Raw genomic sequence first — 9550 nt, 5'->3', positions numbered from 1 at the left:
CCGCGCCCACGCCGCATCGGTCAACTCATGTCGCCGCACCATGGCCACCATCAAGCCACAAACCAAAGATCCAGATCCGCAAAACAGGCCCTAGGACGCCGGGATGCCGGACAGCTCGTCGCCGCCCCCGGCGGAGGGGGTGACGACGACGGGTTCGACGTGCTCGCGCGTCCCGGCGACGACGCCGCCGCGGACCTGGTTCCAGCCCAGGGTGAGGATCGCGGCGGCCGACAGGCCGAGGACGCCCGCGAGCGCCACCACCGTCTCCGGCCCCAGCACCTGGGCGGCGGCGCCGCCGACGAGGATGCCGACGCCCTGACCGGCGAGGATGCCGGACTGGGCGAGCCCGAACGCCTGCCCCCGCCCCGACGCGGGCACCGCCCCCACGAACGCGGTGTTGGCGGCGAGCTGGTAGGCGCCGCCGACGCCCGACAGCGCCCACAGCACGACGACGCACCACAGCGGCGGATGCGCGCCCGCGCCGATCAGCGGCAGGCACGCCAGCATCGACATCCAGCCCATGACGTGGAGCCGGCTCGCCGGACGGACGAACCGGCTGAACAGCAGCGACCCCACCACCATGCCCGCCGGCATCGCCGCCAGCAGCAGCCCGGCCGTCACCGCGCCGCCCCCGAACGTCGCCGCGTACGGGACGGCCAGGCCTTCGGGGATCACGTAGAACGCGCACAGCCACGCGAACAGCACCAGCGACCGCAGCACCGGATCGCCGAACACCAGCCGCACGCCGTCGCGCGTCCCCCGCCACAGCCCGAGCGACTGGGGCTCCCTGCTCCGCTGCGCGGGCCGCCGCCGCAGCCCGCCGATCAGCACGACGGCGGACGCGCCGAACGTCAGCGCGTCCAGCCCGAGGGCCTCGTAGGTCCCGACGACGGCGACGGCCGCGCCGCCCAGGAGGAAGCCCAGGACCTGCGTGATCTGCTGGGTGACGCTCGCGATCGCCGAGCCCGCCACATATCGGTCGCCTTCCAGCACGTCCGGCATGACCGCGGCGCGCGCGGCGGAGAACGGCGTCCCCAGCAGCACCGTCAGGAACACCAGCCCCGCGAGCCCCGCGACCGGCATCGGCACGAGCGCCATCACCGCCACCAGCCCGGCCCGCAGGACGTCGCAGACGACCATGACCGTCCGGCGCGGGAACAGGTCGGCGAGGCCGGACAGCACCGGCCCGCCCACGATCGGCGGGATGTAGGTCAGCGCGTACATCAGCGCCGTGAGCAGCGTCGACCTGGTGTGGTCGTACACGAGCACGGCCAGCGCGACCTGCGCGAGCTGGTCGCCGACGAACGACAGGGCCTGCGCGAGCCAGAGAGCGCGGAACTCGCCCACCGCGAACACCTCGCGGTAGGTCGCCTGCTCATCCGGCGGACGACGATGCCGGCCGGTCTGCCTTCCCGCCACGCACGCTCCAGTTCAGCCCGCCCGGTGCCGGGCGCCCTCCCCTATTAACTCACGCTGCGTGGCAGTCGCGTGACCTACAGTGCGCATTTCCCTGATCAATATCCGAGTTCGTGCAGTCGCTCGTCGCTGATCCCGAAGTGGTGCGCGATCTCGTGTACGACTGTTATCCGGACTTCTTCCACAACGTCCTCCGCGGTGTCGCAGATCCGGAGGATCTCGTGGCGGTAGATCGATATGTGATCGGGCAGGACGGCCCCGTACCAGTCGCCCCGCTCGGTGAGGGGGATGCCCTGGTACAGGCCGAGAAGGCCGCGCTCGGGCGCGTCGTCCTCCACGACGATGACGACATTGCGCATGTGGGCGGTCAGCTCCGGCGGCACACTGTCGAGAGCCTCCGCCACGAGGTCCTCGAACGCCTCTCGCGACAACTCCATCACACTGGTCATTCTGCTCGACAGAAGGGGAACACGTGCCCAAGGTCCGCGCCGCGTCGACCCAGGCCCTCGCCGCCGTGCGCGCACAGGCCGCGCGCGCCCGCGCCGCCTGCTCGCCCGTCACCCGCCGCGCCCGGCCCGTCCTCACCAGCCGCTGGACGCGGTTCTCCCTCGTCATCGTCGTCGGCCTCGCCGGAGGCTATCTCGGCCTCCTCGCCGGCGGCAGCTACGTCACCCCCGTCGGCCCCGCGGACGTCCAGCTCACCCTGCACCCGTCCCTGCACGGCGGGACGACCCTGAAGCTGCCCCCGCTCGGCTCCCTCCGCCTCGACACCCACGGGGGCCCGGTCTCCCTGGAGGCCCGCCTCACGGACCTGCGCCCCGACCAGGCCAAGAAGCTGATCGAGGACGACACCGAGGTCGACCGCCTGACCGACCAGATCGCCGGCCAGCTCCGGCACGGCCTCGCCGAGCTCCTCCTGCGCGCCGTCCTCATCGGCCTGGCCACGAGCTTCGTCGCGTCCCTGGCCCTCTTCCGCTCCTGGCGGCGCGCCCTGCTCGGCCTGAGCTCCGCCGCCGCCGGCCTCGTCGCCCTCACCCTCATCACCTGGGGGACGTTCAACCCCCAGTCCATCGCCGAGCCCCGCTACACCGGCCTGCTCGCCAACGCCCCCCAGGTCGTCGGCGACGCCCGCAGCATCGTCGAGCGCTTCTCCGCCTACCGCGCCCAGCTCGCCCGCCTCGTCGGCAACGTCTCCGAGCTGTACGCCACCACCTCCACCCTCCCCACCTACGAGCCCGACCCCTCCACCATCCGCGTCCTGCACGTCTCCGACATCCACCTCAACCCCGCCGCCTGGAACGTGATCAAGTCCGTCAGCACCCAGTTCAAGGTCGACCTCATCATCGACAGCGGCGACCTGATGGACCACGGCAGCAAGCCCGAGGACAAGTTCGCCGACGAGATCTCCGGCCTGAAGGTCCCCTACGTCTACGTCCGCGGCAACCACGACTCCAAGGTCACCCAGAAGGCCGTCGGGCGGGAGAAGAACGCCATCGTCCTGGACGGTGAGACCCGCGAGGTCGCGGGCCTGCGCGTGTACGGCCTCGGCGACCCCCGCTTCACCCCCGACAAGAGCACCCGCGACGACTACGTCGGCGCCGACCAGCTCCGCGCCGAGGGCCTCAGGCACGCCGACGAGCTCCGCAAGGCGGGCAAGCTCCCCGACCTCGTCGTCACCCACGACCCCACCGAGGGCGAAGGCTTCTCCGGCGTCGCCCCCATGGTCCTCGCGGGCCACACCCACACCCGCTCGACCAAGCTCCTGCCCACCGGCACCCGCCTGTTCGTCCAGGGCTCCACCGGCGGCGCCGGCCTGCGCGGCCTCGAACACGAGGAGCCCACCCCCATCGAGCTGTCCGTCCTCTACTTCAGCCGTGCCAGCCACCGCCTCCAGGGCTGGGACGACCTGCGCCTCGGCGGCCTCGGCCTCACGTCCGCCCAGATCGAACGCCACCTCGAACCCGCCCCGGACCGCCCCGTCACGCCCCAGCCCCCGGCCGCGTCCCCGCCCGCGTCCCCGACGTCCCCGTTCCCCTCGGAGTTCCCGTCCGACTGGCCGTCCCGCACCCCGTCCCCGACCGTCACCCCGTCGCGCACCACCTCTCCGAGGTAACCGTTTGCACGCCGCCCCGCCGCGTCCTCTAGACTTGGCGAGTCGAGTGGCGACCAAGTCCGCCACCACGGGCCCCCTTCGTCTAGCGGCCTAGGACGCCGCCCTTTCAAGGCGGTAGCGCCGGTTCGAATCCGGTAGGGGGTACCACGCACACCGCTGCATGATCATTCGCCGTCCAGGTCGTCACTTCCCGTGACGCCTCTGGCACTCCGTAGCCGCACGGGGTCCCAGCCCTCCACCGCCCCTTCGGATCGGCGTCGAGGACCCCTCCGGCGATCCCCCCGCACCGGCCGCGGAGCACCCGGTGCGTGTTCACCCGGGCGGCGCTCGCCCGGCCCCTGGCGGCGCGAGGCGGAGCGGCGACTCCGCGGCCTCTCGGACGGAAACGGTTCCCGTTCCCCCTTCCACTCGCCTGATAAGATCGCCGCGAAATAAAAAACTGAAAAAGCCGTCTCGGCTCTTCAGTCGTCCGTGGAAGCGGGCGCACGAAGGGCCGGGGCCGATGCCTCCGGGATCCCTTTGTGCGCCCCAACAAACAAAGGGGTTCCGGTGGAAAAGAAATGGCGCCCGCGAGTTGTGCTCGCAGGCGTCCGCAGATACCTGGAGACGCTGTCGAGCGATCTCCGAGCTGCGGACAAAAGAGTGCTCGCGATGGTCATGACCGCGAACGCGGCGGGTGTCGCCAACGGCTTCGTCCTGGCGCTGACGGGCGTGACCAAGAGTGTCGGGCCGATGACGGCGGCCTGCGTCTCCGTGCTCTTCGGCACGCCGGTCATGTGGGTGTTCTTCAGACCGTCGCTGCGAAGCCGCTGGTCCGTATGGATGCCGTCCCTCCTCCTGGGCCTCAGCATGGGGGTGAACAACATGGCCTACCAGAACGGCTTGCGGTGGGTTCAGTTGCAACTCCTCCAGCCGCTCTCGTTCCTGTTCAGTGCCATCTTCCTGGTCGGCCCCAGGGTCGTGCGGGACGCCAGGAACGGGAGGTACTCGACCGCCATGTGGCCGGTCCTGGCAGGGCTCGGCATCTGGGTCCTGGCCGCCGACACGGCCGGCGGCGCGGGCGGGAGAGCCTTCACCGACGCGATACCGCGGATCCAGGTGCTGGGCCTGCTCGTTCCGGACTGGGGACCGGGACTGGGAATCCTGTTCCTCACCGCGGCCACCTACGCCTACTACAGCAGGAAGATGGAGGTCTTCGGCACGGATGTCAGCGGGAAGATCAACACTCTCGCGAGCATCCCGTGCTTCGTCGTCCTCGGGCTGGGCGCGCTGGCGTTCGAGAGCGACTGGGCCGGCATCACCGACGGCTACTGGCTGTATCTGCTGATCTGCGCGTGCAGCGGGATGTTCCTCTCGCTTCTCAACGGAGTCGTCATGGTGAAGGCCTACGGCAGAGGGCTTCTCGCGTCCACGACCGTGATGCTCTCCCCGCTGCGAACCCTCCTCGGGACCTGCCTGGGGATGGTCGCGGCGCACACCGCCCCCGGCCCCCTGGGGTTGGCGGCGATCGGCCTGATCCTCGTCGCCTCCTTCGGAGCGGCGGTGATCCAGAGTCGTCAGGACGGCTCTGAGTGACCCGGCGGCGGGGAGGCTCTGCCTCCCCGCCGTTCGCGTGCCGCCGGACTAATCCGGTTGGCCGGGCCGCCGGGACCCGGCTAATGTTCGTCCCACCTCGCGGCTGCTGAACCTCGGGGAGTCCATCGCCCACGGAGCGATGTCCCGTGCGTCCGCTCTGGACGATCACGTCTGAGACCCATGCCCGAAATCCAGCAGCCACCAAGGAAAGCCCATGACCGCGTCCCCGCAGGATTCCCGCCTCGTCCGCATGGACGACGGCTGGCTCCGTCTCCCCAACCGGTGGGACGTCCCCGTCGAGATCTGCGCCGGCGCCGACGTGCCGATAGAGCCCAGCGCCATCGACGAGATCCTCACCGTGCTCGAAACCGCCGGCACCCTGGCGCGGCTCGCCGAGGCGACCGGGCACCCGGGCGCGGTCATCGACCGCGTCGCGCTCACTCCGGACCTCCACAAGGGCGCCGGGATCCCCATCGGCACCGTGCTGCGGACCAGCGGCGCGCTGATCCCGCAGGCGGTCGGCAACGACATCAACTGCGGCATGCGCCTGGAGACGACCTCGCTCACCGTCGACCAGGTCCGTCCCCGGCTGGACGCGCTGGAAGGGCGGCTGCGGCACCTCTTCTTCGAGGGCGGCCGGCGGATCGCGCTGTCGGGGCTCCAGCGGGAGGCCCTGCTGCGCGACGGGCTGCCCGGCCTGCTCGCGGCGCCGGGAGATCCCGCGAGCGGCATCTGGTCGCGGTACCGGCCCGAGGACGGGCGGCCGGGCCGGATCCACGGCGAGCGGTACCCGGTCACGACCGCCGAGCCGTTCCGCGACTGGATCGACAGTGCGGGCGGGACCAGCTACGACAGCATCATCGGCAGCGTCGGCGGCGGCAACCACTTCGCCGAACTGCAGTACGTCGCGTCGGTCCACGACCGGCAGGCCGCCTACGCCTGGGGGTTCGAGCCCGGTCAGGTCGTGCTGATGGTGCACAGCGGCTCGCTGTCGCTGGGGCACCAGGCGAACGCCGACGGCCTGGAGCGGGCGAGGAAGGCGTGGCCCGCGTCCGTCCCGCTGCCGGACAACAAGATCCTTCCCATCCTGCTCGGCGAGCGGAACGAGGCCGCGCTGCGGCGCTACCTCGACGCGTTCGGCAACGCCGCCAACTTCGCGGTCGGCAACCGGTTCTTCCTCTCGCTCATGCTGCGCCAGGGCCTCGCCGCGGAGTGCGGCGACCTCACCGGCGACCTGGTCTACGACGCCCCGCACAACCTGCTGTGGCGGCACGACGACGGGTCGGTCGTGCACCGCAAGGGCGCGACGCCCGCGGGCGGGTACGCCGACACGGCGGGCGGGCCGTACGCGATGTGGGGCGAGCCGGTCATCGTGCCCGGGTCGATGGGGGCGGCCAGCTACGTGCTGCGGGGGCGCGGCGACCCGCGGACGCTGGCCAGCGCGTGCCACGGCGCCGGCCGCCGCGTTCCGCGCGGTGCGGCGTCCCGGGCCGGCGACGCCGAACTCGACGCGTTCCTCACCGGGTTCCGCGTGGTCACGCCCCTCGACCACCGCGACCCCGCGGTCACTCGCCGCGCGGACGTCATGGCCGCCTGGCGGCGCGACCTCAAGCAGGAGGCGCCGTGGGTGTACAAGGACATCGGCCCGGTCGTGTCCAGCCTCGAACGGGCCGGCGTCGCGGACCCGGTGGTCGAGCTGCGGCCGCTACTCACCGTCAAGGGATGACCCGCCGGGCGGGGCCGGCCGTCCCGGCGGAGGAGGCCGGTCCCGCCCCTTTCCCGCAGGCCGCCCGCCCTTTCCCGCGGGCCGCCCGCCCCTTTCGAGTCGGCCGCCTTCACCGGAATAGTTGAAAGATCAGCCTTGATACGCCATCGGCGAATGGGAGCCCGGGCGGCCGGTTAATCGACCGTCCGAAAAGTGGCGGAGCGCCGCTCCATACGCGCGACCTCCCCGTTCGCCGTCAACCCGTAGCGCCCGGCGGACAAGGGGTTGAAATCCACGGGAAGTTAGGTCAAGATCGCCCAGATGCTCCCGCCGCGGGCGGCGGTTTATGTCGAACCGCGCCCGCCGTATGACGCTTGTGTGTGACCACCTGAAGCCATCGGCAACTGGGAGGCGCCCGAGTGAATGGGTCTGACCTGCGAACGGATGGATTATCCCCTCGAATTGAGCAATCGCCCCCCGCTTCCGCCTCGGGCGTATGGCGGACTTCGGATCTGCTGCAGACCTCGCCCTATCTGACATTCGTCCGCCCCGGCGACGAAAGCCCGGTCGTCTACGCGATCGACGAACTGACGCCGGCATATCCCGACGTGACGGCGCCGGAATGGGCCGCGTTCGGGGCGATCGGCCTGGACCGTTCCGTGGTCTGGCACGGGGACGCCGCCGCGCTCGACGCCCTGAACGACGCCGCGGCATCGCCCGTCGAGCGGCCGGTGCTCGCGGCGGCGCACGGCCCCGCGGTCGTCGACGACCTGGCCGGCCGCGGCTGGCTGCAGCCCCCCGCGGACCTGTGCGCCGACTACCTGCTGACCACCGCGCAGATCGAGGTCACGGCGCACTGCAACTGGGGCTGCGAGTTCTGCCCCGTCTCACTCGACCGCAAGCCGGCGGCGACGATGCCGATGCCGCTGTTCGAGGAGATCATCGAGAAGATCGCTCCGTACGACACGATCCGGTACGTCACGTTCCACTTCTACAACGAGCCCACGCTGGACCGCTTCTTCGCCGAGCGCCTGGCGGTCCTGCGCGAGCACCGGCTGAAGCTGCGCCTGTTCACCAACGCCAGCAGGCTCACCGAGGAGAAGGTCGCCCTGCTCCGCCAGGGGGACACGCTGTTCCAGCTCGTGGTGAACCTGCCGGCGCTCGACGAGGACTCGTTCCGCGACCTGACGGGCACCAGGGGACTCGCGCGGACGCTGGCCGGCGTCGAGGCCGCGCTCGACGCCGGGCTGCCGATGGAGATGGTGGTCAACGGCGGCGGGGACGACGCGCGGCGGCGGCTCGGCGAGCTGCGGGCGCGGTTCGAGCCGCGCGGCGTCGCGGTCCGCTCGACGCTGCTGTCGGACCGGGCGGGATCGCTGGCGGAGGACTACCACCAGGACGTCCGCGTCGAGGGCAGGCTGCGGGGCTGCGGCTGGCCGGTGAACCACGCGCATTTCTCGGTCGGCGGCGACATGTTCATCTGCTGCAACGACTACTACCAGCGCGAGAAGTTCGGCAATATCCGCTCCGGCTCCGTGCACGAGCTGATGACGAGCGAGGCGGCGGTCCGGCTGCGCCGCAGGGTCTTCGGTGTCGCCGACGCGCCCGACGACTATCTCTGCCGAACGTGCCATGACCAGCTGCCCGACTTTCCCCGCCGGCAGTTCCGCCCGCTCGCCAGCTTCCCGGTGAAAGGCTGCCACCGGGGGGTGGGCCGTGCCTGAGGAGACCGCTCCCCGCAGCGTTCGCATCTGGTACGTCTCCGGACAGCGTCTCTGCAATTTCCGGTGCGCGTACTGCGTTTCCGTCAACGACTACGCCAAGAGCAATTCCGGCGACTGGTCCGACGAGGACCGATCCCGCTTCGAGAAGATAGTGGACTGGATCGCCGGCCGGCCGTTCCAGATCGGGGTCCGGCTGGCGACATTGGGAGAACCGTTCGCCTCGCGGCCGTTCCTGTCCAAGGCGGCCGGGCTGAGCACGCGTCCGAACATCGACTTCGTCGAACTGCTGACCAATGGGTCGCTGCTGAAGCGCCGCCTTGAGCAGCTCGACCGCGAGGGTGACATCGGCAAGATCTCACTGTGGGTGACCTACCACCCGACGGAGATCCCGCTGGCGCGGTTCATCGCGAACGCCCGCTTCGCTCAGGAGCGCTACGGCTGCTTCGTCGTCGTCAACGGCCTGCTGTTCCCCGACAACGAGCAGGAGGTCGTCGCTCTCGGGCGCGCCGCCGAGGACGCGGGCCTGCGGTTCAACCTCGACCTCGGCTACGACCCCCTCACGCCGCACGGCGTGCACACCGAGCTCGGCGCCATGGTGCCCGTGCTGCGCGAGCGGGCGGAGGACGGGATCGACCGCGCGATCCGCCTCGGCGCGCATCCCGAGCTGCTCGACCTCAACATGGCCGCGATGCGGGACCTGCGCGGGGAGACGTGCAGCGCGGGCCACGACTACTTCTACATCGGCATCCGCGGCGACGTGTACCGGTGCTCGCGCTACCAGGCCCTGGACAAGGACCGCATCGGCAACGTCCTCGACGAGGGGTTCGAGCTCCGTCCGGCCCGCGAGCCCTGGGCCGCCTGCGGAGCCGGATTCGGCTGCGGCAACAAGGAGGACTTCCTTCACCTGCGGCGCCGCCGCCCCGCGGCCGAGACCGCCAAGCGGGCCGCGCGGGAGGGGCGCAACGTCGACGACGTGCGGCTGCGGATGCTGCTGGACGCGCTGGTGGACGCCGCGCA

General features: G+C 71.1%; 6 protein-coding genes, 1 tRNA gene and 1 pseudogene. 6 read left to right on the top strand and 2 right to left on the bottom strand.

What is annotated here, in order from left to right; translation table 11 throughout:
• Positions 1–90 precede the first annotated feature (90 nt).
• Positions 91–1419, bottom strand: a complete 1329-nt coding sequence (locus AB0C69_RS31285) for an MFS transporter (RefSeq protein WP_345185147.1) — start codon at positions 1417–1419, stop codon at positions 91–93.
• A gap of 95 nt (positions 1420–1514) precedes the next feature.
• Complete coding sequence (locus tag AB0C69_RS31280; protein ID WP_345185163.1) at positions 1515–1856, bottom strand: metallopeptidase family protein; 342 nt, start codon at positions 1854–1856, stop codon at positions 1515–1517.
• Between the two features lie 32 nt (positions 1857–1888).
• Between AB0C69_RS31280 and AB0C69_RS31275 the strand changes: the two genes are divergently transcribed.
• The 6 genes and pseudogenes from AB0C69_RS31275 to AB0C69_RS31250 all read left to right on the top strand — a co-directional run.
• Positions 1889–3529 (top strand): metallophosphoesterase, encoded by a 1641-nt coding sequence (locus AB0C69_RS31275; protein ID WP_360358622.1) that lies wholly within the window; start codon positions 1889–1891, stop codon positions 3527–3529.
• A gap of 71 nt (positions 3530–3600) precedes the next feature.
• Positions 3601–3676 (top strand) — tRNA-Glu (locus AB0C69_RS31270).
• A gap of 504 nt (positions 3677–4180) precedes the next feature.
• Positions 4181–5104 (top strand): hypothetical protein, encoded by a 924-nt coding sequence (locus AB0C69_RS31265; RefSeq protein ID WP_360358621.1) that lies wholly within the window; start codon positions 4181–4183, stop codon positions 5102–5104.
• 214 nt (positions 5105–5318) lie between these two features.
• Positions 5319–6830, top strand: coding sequence for an RtcB family protein (locus tag AB0C69_RS31260; protein ID WP_360358620.1), 1512 nt, complete (start codon positions 5319–5321; stop codon positions 6828–6830).
• 587 nt (positions 6831–7417) lie between these two features.
• Complete coding sequence (locus AB0C69_RS31255; protein WP_345185156.1) at positions 7418–8533, top strand: radical SAM/SPASM domain-containing protein; 1116 nt, start codon at positions 7418–7420, stop codon at positions 8531–8533.
• A pseudogene (locus AB0C69_RS31250) lies at positions 8526–9550 on the top strand (hypothetical protein); the annotation flags it as partial. The gene AB0C69_RS31255 and the pseudogene AB0C69_RS31250, both read left to right, overlap by 8 nt.

It is taken from the genome of Actinomadura sp. NPDC048032, assembly GCF_040653175.1.
Classification (GTDB): Bacteria; Actinomycetota; Actinomycetes; order Streptosporangiales; family Streptosporangiaceae; genus Spirillospora; species Spirillospora verrucosospora.
The sequence above is the reverse complement of the archived record's forward strand: the minus strand, read 5'-3'. Positions and strand labels throughout refer to the sequence as shown.